Consider the following 15,363-nt stretch of genomic DNA (forward strand, 5'->3'; position numbering starts at 1 on the left):
TGATGGTAGTCCAGCCCGGCCGGGGATCCGCCCCGGCCGCCGATCGCCGCCGCTCACCTTGTCGATATTGTTGGCATGAGCAGGGTGTTTGTCGGAGGCGGGGAGTTGATCCATCGCCATGTCCGTTACCCACAGAGTTGTTTTCGCGCTGACCGCGGTCAGCGCCGCCGTGATCATCCAGGCGAATTCGGCACTCGCCGCTCCGGCGCCGCTTGCCGATCCTTCCGGGCCGATCTCGGCGCCGCCGGTGGCACTGGAAGCGCATTCCACTCCGCTGTTGCCGGATCCGCGTGCGGGCGGCGCCGCGGCATTGGTGATTCCGCATGGTGTGGAAGGGCCGCAGCAGCATTTCGCGCCGAGTTCGGAGCAATGGGACAACGCCAGGGTGATCGTCGAGGTGGTGCGCAGGCGCGGGCTGCCGATCTATGCCGCGGTGGTGTCGCTGGCCACCGCCCTGCAGGAGTCCACGCTGCGGAACTTCACCGTCGCGGTCGATCACGACTCGCTCGGACTGTTCCAGCAGCGTCCGTCGGCCGGTTGGGGTGCGCCGGAACAGGTGACCGATCCGTGGTACGCGACCGGAAAGTTCCTGGACGCCTTGCTCTTTCGCGCACCGGATTATCTGGATCGACCGCTGTGGCAAGCGGCGCAGGACGCCCAGCGCTCCGCGTTCCCCACGTTGTACGCGCAATGGCAGGAGCAGGCCGCGCAGATGGCGTTGTGCATCCTGCGGGAGACCGCGAACGGCCGGACGGTGCGGAATCAGGCGCAGCCGGTGCGGTAGATCATCCGGCTGCTGGGACGTTGCTGATCTTGCGCTGGCACATCGGAACCCGTCGGCTGTCGAGGGCTGGTGACGCCGTGGGATCGGTGATGCGGATGCGTCGGAGCCGTATCGGGGTAGCGATCGAGCCGAGGGCGGCCCGGTGTGTCGTCGATTCGGCCTCGGCGAGTCGAGACAGTATCCGCTTTCGGTCGCGCCATGTCCGGTGTTCCGGGGATTGTTAGGGGCTATCACCGCATGTGAGAACGTGTAGCACGCCGGGGACCGGGCGCCCGTGCGGTTGTTCGGGGCTCCCGCAAACACGGATGGGACATCGCTGAATATCGGCGTGTCGCACTGAGATCCGGCGGTCGCCGCATTCGCCGCCGTCCAGGGCAGGTGACCAGGATGGATGCTTGTGCTATGCAACCTGTTCCAAAACAGGCGGGCTGCGGACAACGTGGTGTCCGGTGGTTGGCAGGCCGGTCGCGGAGTGGTTGCGTGAACAGAGTTCGAAGCAAATCGGCTCGGCGATCAGAGGATTGCGATGGCGGTTGGTCTCGGTTTGAGCATCGGTACGGTGAACACGGTTTCCGCGCTCGCGGAGGAGGGTTCAGCGAAAGCTCCTCCGGGCCGCCGGTGGGCGCAGCGCTCCCAATCCATCACCCGCCGAACGACACTCACGTTCGACAGCACAGGTCTGGCCCGGGTCGGCATGATCCCGCGGCACGGGCGCGCGATCATCGAGTTCGCCGACCTGACCCAGCGCTCCATCATGTCGGCGCGGGTCGGCCACCGTGCCCTCTCACCCGCCGACCTGGTCGCGGTGGTCGCCGAGTGCCTGATCGGCGAGACGCTGCCGGATCGGCCGCAGCACGACCCGCACGGCGGGAACGTGGGCATCGCGCTGACCTATCCGGCGCGCTATACCGAGGCGCACATCGGCGACCTGCGCGCCGCATTGGACGCCATCGGACTCGACCACGTCGAGCTGGTCGCCGAACCCATCGCGGCGGTGGCCTGGCTGGAGTCCGATCGCGGCCCGCTCATGCCCGGGCTGGCACTCGTCTACGACCTAGGCGGCGCGAGTCTGGACGTCACGCTGGTCCGGGTCGGCGCGGGCTGCCCGAGCAACCCGATCGCCGGCCAGCCGATGCACTCCGCCGAATACGGTGGCCGGGCCTTCGGCGCGCTAGTCGCCGCGCGGGCCGGGCGCGGGTTGCCGTCGGCCTCTATATCGGGCTCGGTCACCGGCACGACCGCGGACGCGTTGCGCATCGAACACGTGCGGGCGTCCTTGGAGCTCGTCTACCGGTGCTTGCGCGCCGCGGACGTCACCATGGCCGACGTCGACTGTGTCGTCGTGGTCGGCGGCGCGGCCCGGCCGGTCGAGGTGGCCCAGGTGCTGGCGGGCGAGCTGGCCCGGCCGGTGATCGTGGCGCCCGACCCGGAACGAACCATCGCGGACGGCGCGGCGATCATCGGTCGCCGGGCCGCCGTCGCCGCCGAGGAATCGGCGGGTAAACACCACGGCAAGCGCCGCCAGGGCGCACACCGGCGCGCGGCCACCAGGGCGATGGTGCTGTCGCAACGGACCAAGCAGCGACTGAGCAGAGTCGCGCTGGCCGCCGGGTTGTCCGTCGCCGGCATCGGCATGGCGCTCGCGCTGCCCGCCGACGGCGTGGTCGTGGGATTGGCGCAGCTCGGGCTGCGTTGACCGGGGATCCGGCGGCGGTGGTGACGAGGGCGGCCGCCGCCGGATCTACCGATCGGAGGGGCGGCCTCGTCCGTTATGTCTTCGTGGGTTGACGCGCCTCGTCGTAGGTGTAACTATGGGAAACAGATAAACCTACGAGGAGAGGCAGCGACGACGATGTCTACAGCCGTGACGCCCCCGGTCGATTCCGATCTGGAGAAGGCGCAGGAGTACGCCTCGAAGCTGCTGTTGCTCTCCGAGGGATCGGTCAACAAGCACTTCGACCCGTTCGAGGACATCGACTGGGACAACCCCGACTTCGCGCCCGAGGCGGGCCCGGAACGGTGGATCCTGCCCGTGTCGGCCGATCCGCTCGGTCGCCACCCGTGGTACCTCGCCCAGACCGAAGAGCGCAAGATCGCGATCGGCAAGTACCGCCAGGCCAATGTCGCCAAGGTCGGCCTGCAGTTCGAGACCATCCTGATCAGCGGCATGGTGACGCACAACTTCGGCCTGCCCAACGGTTCCCCCGAGTTCCGCTACTGCTCCCACGAGATGATCGAGGAGCACAACCACACCCTGATGTTCCAGGAGATGGTGAACCGGATCGGCGAGGACGTGCCGGGCATGGGCCCGCTGGTGCGCAAGTTCAAGTACCTCGGCGCCCCGGTCGCGGCGCTGTTCCCGAACCTGTTCTTCATGGCGGTGCTGGCCGGCGAGGAGCCGATCGATCACATCCAGAAGGCGATCCTGCGCTCCGGCGAGGACGTGCACCCGATCATGCGCGGCGTCATGGCCATTCACGTGGCCGAGGAGGCGCGGCACATCTCCTTCGCCCACGAGTTCCTGAAGATCCATGTGCCCGAGGCGAAGCCGGGCAGCAAGTTCGTGCTGTCGATCGCGATGCCGATCGTCATGTACATCCTGGGCCGCTCGATCTTCACCCCGCCGCGGTCGTTCTGGCGCGAATTCGACATCCCGGACTACGTGCGCAAGGAACTGTTCTACGGGTCGAAGGAATCCAAGCAGGAGTTCAGCGACTTCTTCGGCGACGTGCGCACCCTGGCCAAGGACATCGGCCTGATGAACCCGGTCGCCAAGGCGGTCTGGAAGCTGCTCAAGATCGACGGCCACACCACCCGCTACCGTTCGGAGCCGCTGCGTTCGGTCAAGGCCGGCTGACGTGCCCTACATCGTCACTCAGTCCTGCTGCAGCGACGCGTCGTGCGTGTACGCCTGCCCGGTCAACTGCATCCATCCGACGCCGGACGAGCCGGATTTCCTGACCGCGGACATGCTGTACGTGGACCCGAAGGCGTGCGTCGACTGCGGCGCCTGCGCCACCGCCTGCCCGGTCGACGCGATCGTGTCGGCGAAGAAGCTGACCGATGAGCAGAAGCCGTTCATCGAGATCAACGCCGACTTCTACCGGCAGGCCCGGCCGCGGCCGCTGCTGGCGAAGCCGGTGCCCGCGGCCGAGATTCGCACCGAACGCCAACCCCTGCGGGTGGCGATCGTCGGGTCGGGTCCGTCGGCGATGTACGCCGCCGACGAGCTGTTGACCCAGCCCGACGTGTCGGTGACCGTGTTCGATCGGCTGCCGGTGCCCTACGGGCTGGCCCGGCACGGTGTCGCGCCGGATCACGACAAGACCCGTAAGGTCAGCGAACTGTTCGACATCATCTCGGCCCAGGACGGTTTCGGCTCGTACCTGAATGTCGAAGTGGGCGCGCATGTTTCGCATGAGGAGCTGCTCGATCACTTCCACGCGGTGATCTACGCCGTCGGCGCGTCCGCCGACCGCAAGCTCGACATCCCCGGTGAAGGGTTGTCCGGCAACATCTCTGCCACCGACTTCGTCGCCTGGTACAACGGGCATCCCGATCACGTGGACCGCGTCTTCGACCTTTCGCAGCAGCGGGCGGTGATCGTCGGCAACGGCAACGTGGCGCTCGATGTCGCGCGGATTCTCACCAGTGACCCGGATGCGTTGGCGGCCACCGATATCGCGCCGTACGCGCTGCGGGCGTTGCGGGAGAGCAAGATCGAGGAGGTGGTCATCCTCGGCCGTCGCGGTCCGCTGGAATCCGCCTTCACCGTGCCGGAGTTCGTCGGCCTGCTCGGCGCGGACGTGGACATCGCGATCGAGGGTGAGCTGCCCGAGGTGACCGAGGGTCTGCCGTACCAGGTCGAGCAGAAGCTGCGCCTGCTGCACAGTGTAAGTGCCCGGCCGTTCGGCGAACGCAAGCGAATCGTGTTCCGCTACTTGGCCTCTCCCACCGAGATCCTCGGCACCGATCGGGTCGCCGGCATCGAGGTGAGCCGCAACGAGCTCGTCACCGATGCCGACGGCCGCACCCGAGCAGTCGCGTCCGGTGTCACCGAGCGGCTCGACGCGGGTCTCGTGCTCACCTCGGTCGGCTACCGCGGAGTGCCGCTGCCGGGCTTGCCGTTCGACGCCGCGGCGAACGTGATCCCGAACCGGGACGGTCGCGTACTCGAACGGCTCGACGGTGCGGTGCTTCCCGGCACCTACGTCACCGGCTGGATCAAGCGCGGTCCGACCGGCTTCATCGGCACCAACAAGTCCTGCGCGCAGGAGACGGTGCAGCAACTGGCCGATGATTTCAACGCCGGTCGCCTGCCCGAACCCGCAGGCAGCGCAGCGGAATTCGATCACCTGATCCGCCGGCGTCAGCCCGCGGTCCGCACGGCGGGCGCTACCAAGCGCCGCGGCGCGGTCCGTCGTCTGCTGACGCGCTCCTGAGCAGACTCCTCGCGGGACCACGTGGTCCCGCGAGGCCGTCACCATCGACGCCAATGTCGCCGTCGATGGTGCCCTGCCGGGCCGGGTAAGGCCGAATTCTCCGCCTCCGCCACGCGCTGACGGTTCGCGCGCGGCGCAACCGCGTTCGGACGGGTCGCGCGCGGCGACCCGTCCGAGCTCTACTGCGCGGTGAAACCGCCATCGATGGCCAGCGCCGCGCCGGTGATGAAGCCGGCCTCGTCGCTGAGCAGGTACGCGCAGAACGACGCGATCTCGGCCGGCTGACTGATCCGGCCGAGCGGGTGCAGCGCCGCGATGGCGGCCGCACCCTCCGGCGTCGCGCCCATCGAGTTGCGGAACGCCGGGGTGTCGATCGCGCCGGACACGATCGCGTTCACCCGGACGCCCTGCGCCGCGGACTCCAGCGCGATCGCTTTGGTCAGGCCGACGACGCCGTGCTTGGCCGCCACGTACGGCGCGACCGAGCCCATGCCGACCACACCGAGGTTCGACGCGTTGTTCAGGATCGCGCCGCCACCGTTGGCGATCAGCGCGGGCACCTGGTGGCGGAGTCCGTAGAACACGCTGGTCAGGTTGAGTTCCAGGTCGGCTCGCCAGCCTGCCTCGTCGATCTCGCCGATCGGGCCGAAGGAGTTGAGCGCGCCCGCGTTGTTGAAGGCCGCGTCGAGGCGGCCGTATTCGGTGAGCGCCGCCTGGGTGAGCCGTTCGACGTCCGCCTCGACCGTCACGTCGGTCGGCACGAACAACGCGCGTCCGCCGGCCGCCCGGATTTCGGCGGCCACCTGCTCGCCCGCGTCCTTGCCGCGGGCGCCGAGTACTACAGCCGCACCTTCACTCGCCACCCGCAGGGCCACCGCCTGGCCGACGCCCGAGCTGGCGCCCGTGATCAGCACGACCTTGTTCGCGAACCGTGTCGCCATGGTCTCCATTTCCCTTCTCGTTCTTGCGATCTCACCGCCGTGGTGCGGTCGCGGAACTCAGTCAAGCCGGTGCGGGCCGACGGTGCTGGCGGGAAACAGTCTTGGAGTTGATGCGTCATTCATCTCCCGGGCGGAGTTGAGCTGTGCTGAAATCGTCAGTGCTGGCTATGGTTTGGTTACCGACCGGTCAGTGTCTTATGTGAAGGCGGATTCTCGGCGCGGTTCGGGTTTTTGATCGGTTATCGGAGCATTGTCCGAATCGCTGCAAGGTAACCAGATCGGATGGGGCGGTACGGAACCGGTGCCTGTCGAGTGGGCTGAACAATTCTGCCGCGAGAGCATAGTCGCAGGTGATCCGGATCATTGTGATCCAGAGTTAAACGTTTCTCGCCATTCTCGTGCCGTTCATGTCTATTCCACATCCTTCCAGCGAGCCGAACAGCTAATCTGTGCTGGCTGTTTGGAAGACGACCGCGGCCACATGGTTCTCTGTGTGATGGACGTGGTCTCGGTACGTTGACGGGATAGCATATGACCACAGGTCTGGGTTTCAGCATCGGCGCAGTGAACTCTATGACGGCTTCGGTGACCGGTGCGCGAACCCGGCCCGTCGTGCGCAGCCGGCGCACCGCGGTGACCTTCGACAGCGCGGGTGGGCTACGGATCGGCGGCATCCCGCAATTCAGCATGGCTGTAACGGATTTCGCCGACCTGAGCCGCGACCCGGAGCCGATGATCGTCGGCGGGCGCATCTGGTCGTCGGCGAACCTGGTGGCCGCCGTGGTGAACGGGCTGCGGGCGGCCGAGCCGGCCGCGACCGAGTCGGGTGCGGTAGCCACTTATCCCGCAACGTATTCGGACAAAGAGGTGTCGTTGCTGCGGCAGGCGCTCGATCTGTCCGGCGCGGGTGACGTTGCGCTGGTGCCGGAGCCGGTCGCGGCCGCGGAATGGCTCGAGCACGAACACGGTCCGCTGGAACCCGGCTTCGTGCTCGTCTACGACCTCGGCGGAACCAGTCTCGACGTGACCATCGTGCGGGTCGGTCCCGACTGGGAGAACCATCCGATGGTCGGAAAACCCGTGCGCTCCTACGACTTCGGCGGTCGTCCGCTCGGCGCGATGATCGCCCGCTACGCCCATGAGACCGGGCCGCGCACGACCACGCCGACGTCGATGCTGTCGATGGTCGACATCGACGGCCTGCGCACCGCGCACATCAACGACACGCTCGAGGTGGTGCGCGCCGCCGTTCGAGCCGCCGACCTCACCCTGTCCGATATCAGCCGCATCCTGCTGGTCGGCGGTGCGGCCCGCCCCGCCGAGGTGGCCCGCACCCTCGCCGAACTCGGCCGCCCCCTGGTGGTTTCGGCCGACCCCGGCCAGACCGTCGCCGCGGGCGCCGCCCTCATGGCCGCCCGCACCATGGCCCTCGCGGCGTCCGGCGGCAAGGAGCATTCGCCGCGCGTGGCCGTATTCTCCAGTGCCGCCGTGGTTTCCGCGGTCGCCATGTCGGCGGTGACCGTCTTCGGTAGTCCCTCCAGCCCCAGTGCGTCACCGGTGCTCGAACACTTCCCCGGCCTCGACGCCCCGAGTGCCGACACCTTGCTGTACGACTCCAGCGCGGACCTGGCCGGCCACCGGGACGCTTGGGTGGCGACGCCGGCGGGCTGGACCACCTCCCGGGCCCTGGCCGCCGGCGCCGGACTGCCCAAACCCTCGGCCTACGGCCTCTTCATCACCCCCGCCTCGCACGCCACCAAACTCGGCCCCAGCGTCGCCGAATCGCGCCTCGGTTCGCACACCGAGCCCCGAACCCCCGGTGCCACAACCCCATACGGTGGCACCTACGCCAACCCCGCGTACTTCATCAACCCGCTGCCCTTCGGTCAACTCATCCCACAGCCGGGACAGCCCCCCGCACCCGCCCAACCCGCGACTCCGATCGCGGGCAACCCCGTAACACCACCGGTAGGCTCCATACCCGCTGTGCCAGCGCCCAATCCGGCCCCCGCGGTACCGGACCCGGCAGCCTCGGTGCCCGTCGCGAGCGCTCCCGCCACCGGCGGCCCCGTGGACATCCCGACTGCGGGAACCACGGCTGGCGTCGGAACATCAACCAGCACAAGCACTTCAGGCTCAACGGCTGGATCGAACCCGGGTAGCACGTCCGCAGGCGGAACCACGTCGGGCGGATCCGCCGGCGAATCCAGTTCCGGCGGTGGCACATCCCCCGGTGAAACCTCGACCGGCGGTTCCACGTCGGGCGGCACCAACAGCGGTTCCAACACCCCGTCCGCGGGCAACACGACCTCCGGTGGTACGACCGCGGGTGGCACCACCTCGGGCGGAACCACATCCGGCAGCACCACCTCAGGTGGCACGTCCACCAGCGGCGGCAGCACCTCCGGCGGCTCCACCACGTCCGGCTCGACCTCCGCCGGCAGCACGTCCGGTGGGAGCACGTCCGGGGGAAGCACGTCCGGCGGCGAGTCGTCCGGCGGCTCCTCCTCCGGCGGTTCAGGTGGCTCAGGTGGCGGCCCCGGCGCCCACTGAGGCACGGGCCCGATCCGGCACTTCCGTCGGGAGACCATACGCGCCAGTGGGACTCGATAGTGTTGCCGAATGCGGAGCGGTGGAGTCCCGAGCCGGGTCATCTTCCTCAACGGGACATCGAGTTCAGGGAAGACGACCTTGGCCCGCAGCATCCAGGACGAGAGCGACGTTCCGTTCGTCTACTGGGGTATCGACACGCTTTTCGATCTGGTACCGCCCAACTGGGGTGGGGGACGGGACGGGCCGTCGAGCCGCGCCGGTTTCTGGTATGACCGCACCGGTCGTGCCGCCGATGGGCACCCGCTGCTGGTCATCCGGTACGGCGAGGTGGGTCAGCGGATGCTGCGTTCGGCCTGCGCCGCCGCTGCCGCCTTCGCTCACGGCGGCGACCACCTGGTCATCGATGAGATGCTGCTGGCCCCGGACCTGCTCCCGATGTGGCTGACCGCCCTCGCCGGCCTCGACGTCAGACTGGTAGCTGTCACCTGCCCACTTGCCGTCGCGGAGCGGCGAGAACAGGCCCGGGGCAACGAGCCCGGCTTGGCCCGCGGCCACTTCCACAGCGTTCACGCCCACCACATCGCCTACGACATGACCGTCGATACCACCACGGATACACCCGCCAACCTGGCCAAAGCTGTACTCCGCCATACCCGCTGATGCGCTCCCGATCCGAAACCCGCACTTCGCTCGGGAGCCGCACCGGCTGAAACATCGGACGTGCGTGGCGGTCTCGGCGCGGGTAATCGGCGGACGCGCACCGCGGGGCCGAGGCACAATGAGGTGATGGCCGACGGGGGACCCCAGCTGATCGCGCTGGATGTAGACGGAACGTTGCTCGCTACCGGCAGCCCGATCAGCGAGCGCGTGGCCGCGGCCGTGCGCGCCGCGGTCGAGGCGGGTGCGCATGTGGTGGTGACGACCGGTCGGACCGTGCTGACGACCCGTTCGGTGCTGGCCGAACTCGGGCTCGTCGAGGGGCACGCGCTGTGTTCGAACGGCGCGGTGCACGTCGACGTGGCCAAGGGACAGCCGCTGGCCGTGCAGGATTTCGACCCCGCGCCCGCCGTCCTCGCCCTGCGCGCGCTGATCCCGGAGATGATCTTCGCCGTGGAGAAGGTCGGCGTCGGCTACTGGGCGACCGGCGACAGCCCGGGGGAGTACTCGCTCGGCGACTACCTGCTCGTCGACCACAGCGCGCTGAGCAGCGAGCCCACCCCGCGGCTCAACGGCTGGTGGCCGGAGGGTTCGCTGGCGGAAATGCTGCGCCTGTTGCACGCGCTCGAGGTGCCCGGCGCCAGCTGGGTGCACGGGGAATTCGGCCCCTGGCTCACCGTCTCCCGCCAGGGCGTGTCCAAGGGCTGGGCGCTCGAACGCCTCCGCCTGGCCCTGGACGTCCCGAGCGCCGCCACCCTCGCCATCGGCGACGGCTACAACGATCGCGAAATGCTCCACTGGGCAGCCCATTCCGTCGCCATGGCAAACGCACCCGCCGCCGTCAGAGACCTGGCCGATGAGATCACCGGCAACGTCCTCGAGGACGGCGTGGCGACCGTGCTGGAGCGCTGGTTCCGTCCGTAACGCGGCACCGCGGCTCACCCTGACTTCGGCCCACCACCGCGCGGGTCTGACATCGAACACACCGCCCCTGTTGGTGGGTTATGTATATACGCTATTGTGAACACGGATGTTCGTAGCTGATGTCAGGACCGTCGCCTGGCCAAGCATCGCCGCTACGTGAACGTCCCGGTGTCGTCCGCGATGCCGCTGCTCGATCGCCTGTTCCTCGGCCGATCCCGTCGTATTCGCGGGACCGGTCGACCATCGATGGACTCGACGGAGGTTATCGACATGACCCGCACGCCGTTCTATGCGGAGGTGCAAACCCATTACGACCTGTCCGACGAATTCTTCGCCCTGTTCCTCGATCCGACCCGCACCTACAGTTGCGCGTACTTCGAGCAGGACGACTACACCCTGGAACAGGCGCAGCGCGCGAAAATCGATCTGGCACTGGGCAAGTGCGATCTACGGCCCGGCCTGACCCTGCTCGACATCGGCTGCGGCTGGGGTTCGACGATGATGCGCGCACTGGAGTGTTACGACGTCAAGGTCATCGGGCTGACGCTCAGCAAGAACCAGCACAGCTACGTCCAGGGGATGCTGGACGAGGGCGGCTACGGCGGTCGCGCCGAGGTCCGCCTGCAGGGCTGGGAGGAGTTCGATGACAAGGTCGACCGCATCGTCAGTATCGGTGCGTTCGAACACTTTCGGCACGAGCGGTACGCCGAGTTCTTCGACTTCGCCTACCGCATTCTGCCCGCGGATGGCCGAATGTTGTTGCACAGCATCATCGTCTACGGCCTGACCTACCTGCGTGAACACGACATCAAGTTCGACCGGACCGATATCGACTTCTTCCGGTTCATCCGCGACGTCATCTTCCCCGGCGGCCAATTGCCCTTCCACAGCAGCAAATTCCCGCCGGGCATCCGCCAGTACGCCGAGGGCGCAGGCTTCTCCATCGAGCGAATCCATCCGCTGCAACTGCACTACGCGAAGACCCTCGACCTCTGGGCGGCCGCCCTGGCCGAGCGCCGCGACGAGGCCGAGGCGCTGTGTGGTCCGGACACCTATCAGACGTACATGCGTTACCTGACCGGATGTGCCCACCACTTCCGGGCCGGGCACATCGACGTCATGCAGTTCACCTGTGTGAAGTAGCTCAGCGCAACGGAATTCGCGCCAGGATGGGCGTCGTCGGCTGAACCGACCCATTACTCGGTTCAGCCGTGATGGCGAGCAGCGCGGCGTCTCCGGTCAGGTCCGTCGTCAGCTCGGCGCGCTCGCCGGAGGTGTGCATCATCCCGGCCGAACGCGGCGTGCCGTCGGCCGGGATGGTCCACAGCTGATAGCCGTGCCCGTCGTCCGGCGTGGGCAGTCCGGTTGCGGTGACGACCACCTTGCCCACGCCGGACGACACCACCGCCGTGGCCGTTCCGTCGCCGGATGTCAGTGCGCCGTTCCAGGTGACCGCATCGCGCACCTGATCCGCGGCGACCGCCTCGCCGCCTTGCTCGCCACGGATCAACGACAGGCCGGTGATCAAGACGGCGACCAACGCGATCGCCGCGCCAAGACCGATCGCCGCCCGGATGACCCACTCCCGGCGCGGCGGAATGTCGCTGTCCGACAACCCATTCAGCGCGGGCATGATGTCCGTACGGCCGAGCGCATCCACCGCGGGCAACAGCTGTGTCTGCCCGGACGCCTGGTCGACGCGCCGCTGCGGCCGCGCCCGAACATCGGCGAGCACCCGGTCTTTCAGCTCCGCGGAGGACAACGGCGGCACGGCGACCGCGAGCTGCAGCGCGACCTCGCTCAGCTCGTCGACCTCGGTGCGGCAGTCCGCGCACTCGGCCAGATGCTGCTCGAAGACCACCCGTTCGGTGGTGGACAACGCGTCCAAAACGTAAGCGCCCGTGCGGGTATGCGGGTCGGATGTGGTCACGAGCGAGCTCCCGAACTCTCCCGCAGACGGAGCAGACCGTCGCGCATCTGGGCCTTGATCGTGCCGACCGGCGTATCCAGCGCCTCGGAGATCTCGCGATAGGTGTGGCCGCCGTAGTAGGCGAGGACGATCGATCGGCGTTGCGGGTCGGTGAGTTCGTCCAGCCTGCCCCGGACCGCGTGCTCCAGCGTGCCCAGCGCCGTGGCCACCACTCCATCGGATCCGTGCTGTGATGCCAATTGCTCTGCGCGGCTGTCATTTTCGCCGTTGACACGCTGATAGCGCAGCCGGTCGACGGCGCGGCGATGCGCGATGGTCAGCACCCACGCCATGGCACTGCTGCCGTGTTCCTCGAACTGGGCCGCCTCGAGCCAGATCTTCAGCAGCACCTCCCGGGTGACCTCTTCGGACCGGGCGGGGTCGCGCAGAACAGCGGCGACGATGCCGAGCACCGGGCCGGCCACGAGGTCGTAGAGCGCGGCGAAGGCCTGCTCGTCGCCGCGGGCCACGCGGCGCAGTAATAGTTCCGGGGTGTTCGCCTGTGCGGTCATGTCGTCGAGGGTGCGGGCGCCGGGTAGAGCTGGGGCGCGGCTGACCATAGGTGTCCTTCCAAACCTGACCGAGCCGGAAGCCGTATGCCACGGCAGCGGCGGATGTGGGCCAGATCATATGACGACCGATTCCCCGCAACGTCCGCACTGCCCCGCGCGCCGTAGAAATCCAGACCAATCCGCGGGCGCTTCGGCTGCGACTCCTATGCGGAGCCTGCCTGCCAGCGGCGGCTCGCGCAGTGTCCAGGCCGAGGCGACCGGCCGGGACACGCGGCGGGGCATGGTGCCGGACGAACGAGTCCCGTCCGGCACCATGTCTCCGTTCTTCTGCCTAGGCCGGGCCGGTTGCGGCCAGCACCTCGAGGTAGTGCGGGTTGGACATCAGGCCGAGGACGTTGCCGAACGGGTCGACGACCGAGGCGGTGACGAACCCGGTGCCCACGCCGCGCTCGGTGATCGGGTCGTATTCCTCGGCGCCGAGCTCGAGCAGGCGGTCGAAGGTGGCCTGGAGGTCGTCGACGTGCCAGTTGACGATCGCCCCGCCGGGGGCGTTGCGCGCACCCGCCGGGCCGTACGCGCGGTTGACCAGGCCGAATTCGGCCAGGTAGTCGCCGATGCGGAACTCGTAGTAGCCGCCGGGGACGGTGAAGTACGGCTCGACGCCGAGGAACTCGGTGTACCAGTCCTTCGCGGCCTCCAGGTCGTCGGCGTAGAACGTGCTCGTCGCCATTCCTCGCAGCATTGTCGATCTCCTTCATCGGTTCGTGCCTTGCTTGGTGAAACCCATCCTCCGCGTTGAAGTGCTCACCGAATGAGCACTTTTCTGGGCAGAATTGTGTGTATGCGAGCGGACAGATTGGTGGCGATTCTGCTGATGATGCAGACGCGCGGACGAGTGACGGCCGCTGAGGTCGCCGGGGAACTGGAGACGTCGGTCGCGACCGCGCGCCGTGATCTCGAGGCGTTGTCGACGGCGGGCGTGCCGGTGTATCCGCAGCCCGGTCGCGGTGGTGGGTGGTCGCTGGTCGGTGGGGCGCGCACCGACCTCACGGGTTTGACCGCGGGGGAGGCGCGCGCGTTGTTCCTACTCGCCGGGCCGTCCGCGAACGCGTTGCCGGAGGTGAAGTCCGCACTGCGCAAACTGGTTCGGGCCCTGCCCCAGCCGTTCCGCACCGATGCCGCCGCGGCGGCCGATGCGGTGGTGATCGACCCGGCCCGATGGGGCCAGACGGATCGTGAGCTGCCTCCGGTGGTTGCGCTATTGCAGCGAGCAGTGGTGCAGCGCAACAAAGTTCGACTGCGCTACGCCAGCAAGCAGGGCGAACGCACCGAGCGGCTGGTCGACCCGTGGGGCCTGATCGACAAAGACGCCATCTGGTACCTCATCGCCGGCACCGACAACGGCCAGCGCACCTTCCGCGTCGACCGCATCGTCGACGCCGTCCTGACCGACGAACCCGCCTATCGCCCAACCGATTTCGACCTCTCCGCCACCTGGAACGAGGTGGTCGACGAACTCGAACAACGCCGCGCCGCCACCGCCGCCACCGTCCTCGTCCCCGACCACCTCCTCCCGATCCTGCGCAACCAACAGGGCCGGCACTGCGTAGTCACCGGCCCAACCCCCGACGGCCGCATCCAAGTCCAAGTCACCGCCCCCACCCCCTGGATGCTCGCCCAGCAACTAGCCGGCTGGGGCGCCTCCCTGGAAGTCCTGGACCCACCCGAAGTCCGCACCGAACTAGTCCGAATAGCAACCGAACTCCTCGACCGCTACCAGGAGCGATAGTCACCGAACATGCCCCCCGCAGCCTGCGCGCTGAGGCGTTTGCCATGTCCCCCGTCGGAGACGCACACAGCAAACGGGACCTATTAGAGGCGGTACTCGACCGCCGCCGCAGTATGACTGACTCGGCAGGGCTGGTCGTCGGTGGGATTTCGAGCAGGTGGGTGTCCGGCTGATTTCCCAATCCGTTCGCCTCCGGCTGCCAGTGGGACACCAGGCAGGTGTTCATAGAAATCGCACTGGAGCAACACCGCGCCCCCAACGCCAGGGCCGGCCACAGGGCGCGGTACTCGTCCGATGCCGCAAGCACACTCAGCCATCGAACGGGATCCCATGGAGGCGGCATTAGTCCGATGCCGTGGTCACGTCCCGTTCGGCAGGCGATCTGTCGTCGGAAGGGCCCCCATGGAGGCGCTACTCGTCCGATGCCGCAGCCACCTCCCGCTCGGAAGGGCGCTGATCGCCGAACGGGACCTCACGGTGCTGGTACTCGCACAATTGCGCGATCATGTCCCGTTCGGCTAGTGATCGGTCGTCGGAGGGGACATGACGGGGGCGCTACTCGGCCGATGCTGCAGCTAGCTCCAGTTCGGAAGGGGCTGGTGGCTGAACGGGACTTCCCGGGGAGGTGCTCGTACGATCGCGCGGTCATGTTCTGTTCGGCTGGTGATCGGTTGTCGGAGGGGACATGACGGGGGCGTTACTGGGCCGATGCCACAGCCACCTCCCGTTCGGAAGGGAGCTGGTGGCTGAACGGGACTTCACGGGGTTGGTACTCGCACGATCGCGCGGTCA

13 protein-coding genes are annotated in these 15,363 nt (G+C 67.9%); 9 read left to right on the plus strand and 4 right to left on the minus strand.

The window, feature by feature from the left end; translation table 11 throughout:
- Positions 1–118: 118 nt before the first annotated feature.
- The 4 genes from ACFQ9K_RS22290 to ACFQ9K_RS22305 all read left to right on the plus strand — a co-directional run bounded on the left by ACFQ9K_RS22290 (position 119) and on the right by ACFQ9K_RS22305 (position 5,226).
- Positions 119–784 carry a hypothetical protein gene (locus ACFQ9K_RS22290; protein WP_378718828.1) on the plus strand — a complete coding sequence of 222 codons (666 nt, stop codon included), beginning with the start codon at positions 119–121 and terminating at the stop codon, positions 782–784.
- Positions 785–1,343: 559 nt separating this feature from the next.
- Positions 1,344–2,480 carry an Hsp70 family protein gene (locus ACFQ9K_RS22295; RefSeq protein WP_378718827.1) on the plus strand — a complete coding sequence of 379 codons (1,137 nt, stop codon included), beginning with the start codon at positions 1,344–1,346 and terminating at the stop codon, positions 2,478–2,480.
- Positions 2,481–2,636: 156 nt separating this feature from the next.
- Positions 2,637–3,641: a diiron oxygenase gene (locus tag ACFQ9K_RS22300; RefSeq protein ID WP_378718825.1), complete on the plus strand. Its 1,005-nt coding sequence runs from the start codon at positions 2,637–2,639 to the stop codon at positions 3,639–3,641.
- Between the two features lies 1 nt (position 3,642).
- Positions 3,643–5,226, plus strand: a complete 1,584-nt coding sequence (locus ACFQ9K_RS22305) for an FAD-dependent oxidoreductase (RefSeq protein ID WP_378718823.1) — start codon at positions 3,643–3,645, stop codon at positions 5,224–5,226.
- Between the two features lie 179 nt (positions 5,227–5,405).
- Here the strand turns inward: ACFQ9K_RS22305 and ACFQ9K_RS22310 are convergent, their stop codons facing one another.
- Positions 5,406–6,167, minus strand: a complete 762-nt coding sequence (locus tag ACFQ9K_RS22310) for an SDR family NAD(P)-dependent oxidoreductase (RefSeq protein WP_378726603.1) — start codon at positions 6,165–6,167, stop codon at positions 5,406–5,408.
- Positions 6,168–6,698: 531 nt separating this feature from the next.
- On the opposite strand from ACFQ9K_RS22310, the gene ACFQ9K_RS22315 reads away from it, so the two are divergent.
- From ACFQ9K_RS22315 to ACFQ9K_RS22330, 4 genes are all read left to right on the plus strand, one after another.
- The gene (locus ACFQ9K_RS22315) at positions 6,699–8,720 is read left to right on the plus strand and encodes an Hsp70 family protein (protein ID WP_378983495.1); all 2,022 of its coding nucleotides are present in this window, start codon (positions 6,699–6,701) and stop codon (positions 8,718–8,720) included.
- A gap of 69 nt (positions 8,721–8,789) precedes the next feature.
- Complete coding sequence (locus ACFQ9K_RS22320) at positions 8,790–9,380, plus strand: AAA family ATPase (protein WP_378726599.1); 591 nt, start codon at positions 8,790–8,792, stop codon at positions 9,378–9,380.
- Positions 9,381–9,506: 126 nt separating this feature from the next.
- Positions 9,507–10,301 carry an HAD family hydrolase gene (locus tag ACFQ9K_RS22325; protein WP_378726597.1) on the plus strand — a complete coding sequence of 265 codons (795 nt, stop codon included), beginning with the start codon at positions 9,507–9,509 and terminating at the stop codon, positions 10,299–10,301.
- A 270-nt stretch (positions 10,302–10,571) separates the two neighbouring features.
- Entirely contained in the window at positions 10,572–11,444 is an 873-nt protein-coding gene (locus ACFQ9K_RS22330; protein ID WP_378726595.1) for a cyclopropane mycolic acid synthase family methyltransferase, read from the plus strand.
- 1 nt (position 11,445) lies between these two features.
- Here the strand turns inward: ACFQ9K_RS22330 and ACFQ9K_RS22335 are convergent, their stop codons facing one another.
- From ACFQ9K_RS22335 to ACFQ9K_RS22345, 3 genes are all read right to left on the minus strand, one after another.
- Positions 11,446–12,231: an anti-sigma factor domain-containing protein gene (locus tag ACFQ9K_RS22335; RefSeq protein ID WP_378983500.1), complete on the minus strand. Its 786-nt coding sequence runs from the start codon at positions 12,229–12,231 to the stop codon at positions 11,446–11,448.
- Complete coding sequence (locus ACFQ9K_RS22340; protein WP_378983503.1) at positions 12,228–12,782, minus strand: sigma-70 family RNA polymerase sigma factor; 555 nt, start codon at positions 12,780–12,782, stop codon at positions 12,228–12,230. Before ACFQ9K_RS22340 ends, ACFQ9K_RS22335 begins: the two co-directional genes overlap by 4 nt.
- Before the next feature lie 331 nt (positions 12,783–13,113).
- The gene (locus ACFQ9K_RS22345) at positions 13,114–13,524 is read right to left on the minus strand and encodes a VOC family protein (protein WP_378718006.1); all 411 of its coding nucleotides are present in this window, start codon (positions 13,522–13,524) and stop codon (positions 13,114–13,116) included.
- A gap of 99 nt (positions 13,525–13,623) precedes the next feature.
- Here ACFQ9K_RS22345 and ACFQ9K_RS22350 point away from each other — a divergent pair, with 99 nt between their 5' ends.
- A complete protein-coding gene (locus ACFQ9K_RS22350) occupies positions 13,624–14,571 on the plus strand; it encodes a helix-turn-helix transcriptional regulator (protein WP_378718005.1) in 948 nt (315 codons plus the stop codon).
- Positions 14,572–15,363: the final 792 nt, after the last annotated feature.

It is taken from the genome of Nocardia sp. NPDC056564, assembly GCF_042793755.1.
Taxonomy (GTDB): Bacteria; Actinomycetota; Actinomycetes; order Mycobacteriales; family Mycobacteriaceae; genus Nocardia.

What these genes read in the sequence shown, in the direction of transcription:
- ACFQ9K_RS22290 (WP_378718828.1), top strand. Translation starts at nt 119, where the DNA reads ATGTCCGTTACCCACAGAGTTGTTTTCGCGCTGACCGCGGTCAGCGCC.
- ACFQ9K_RS22300 (WP_378718825.1), top strand. Translation starts at nt 2,637, where the DNA reads ATGTCTACAGCCGTGACGCCCCCGGTCGATTCCGATCTGGAGAAGGCG.
- ACFQ9K_RS22310 (WP_378726603.1), bottom strand. Translation starts at nt 6,167, where the DNA reads ATGGCGACACGGTTCGCGAACAAGGTCGTGCTGATCACGGGCGCCAGC.
- ACFQ9K_RS22315 (WP_378983495.1), top strand. Translation starts at nt 6,699, where the DNA reads ATGACCACAGGTCTGGGTTTCAGCATCGGCGCAGTGAACTCTATGACG.
- ACFQ9K_RS22320 (WP_378726599.1), top strand. Translation starts at nt 8,790, where the DNA reads ATGCGGAGCGGTGGAGTCCCGAGCCGGGTCATCTTCCTCAACGGGACA.
- ACFQ9K_RS22325 (WP_378726597.1), top strand. Translation starts at nt 9,507, where the DNA reads ATGGCCGACGGGGGACCCCAGCTGATCGCGCTGGATGTAGACGGAACG.
- ACFQ9K_RS22330 (WP_378726595.1), top strand. Translation starts at nt 10,572, where the DNA reads ATGACCCGCACGCCGTTCTATGCGGAGGTGCAAACCCATTACGACCTG.
- ACFQ9K_RS22340 (WP_378983503.1), bottom strand. Translation starts at nt 12,782, where the DNA reads ATGACCGCACAGGCGAACACCCCGGAACTATTACTGCGCCGCGTGGCC.
- ACFQ9K_RS22345 (WP_378718006.1), bottom strand. Translation starts at nt 13,524, where the DNA reads ATGCTGCGAGGAATGGCGACGAGCACGTTCTACGCCGACGACCTGGAG.
- ACFQ9K_RS22350 (WP_378718005.1), top strand. Translation starts at nt 13,624, where the DNA reads ATGCGAGCGGACAGATTGGTGGCGATTCTGCTGATGATGCAGACGCGC.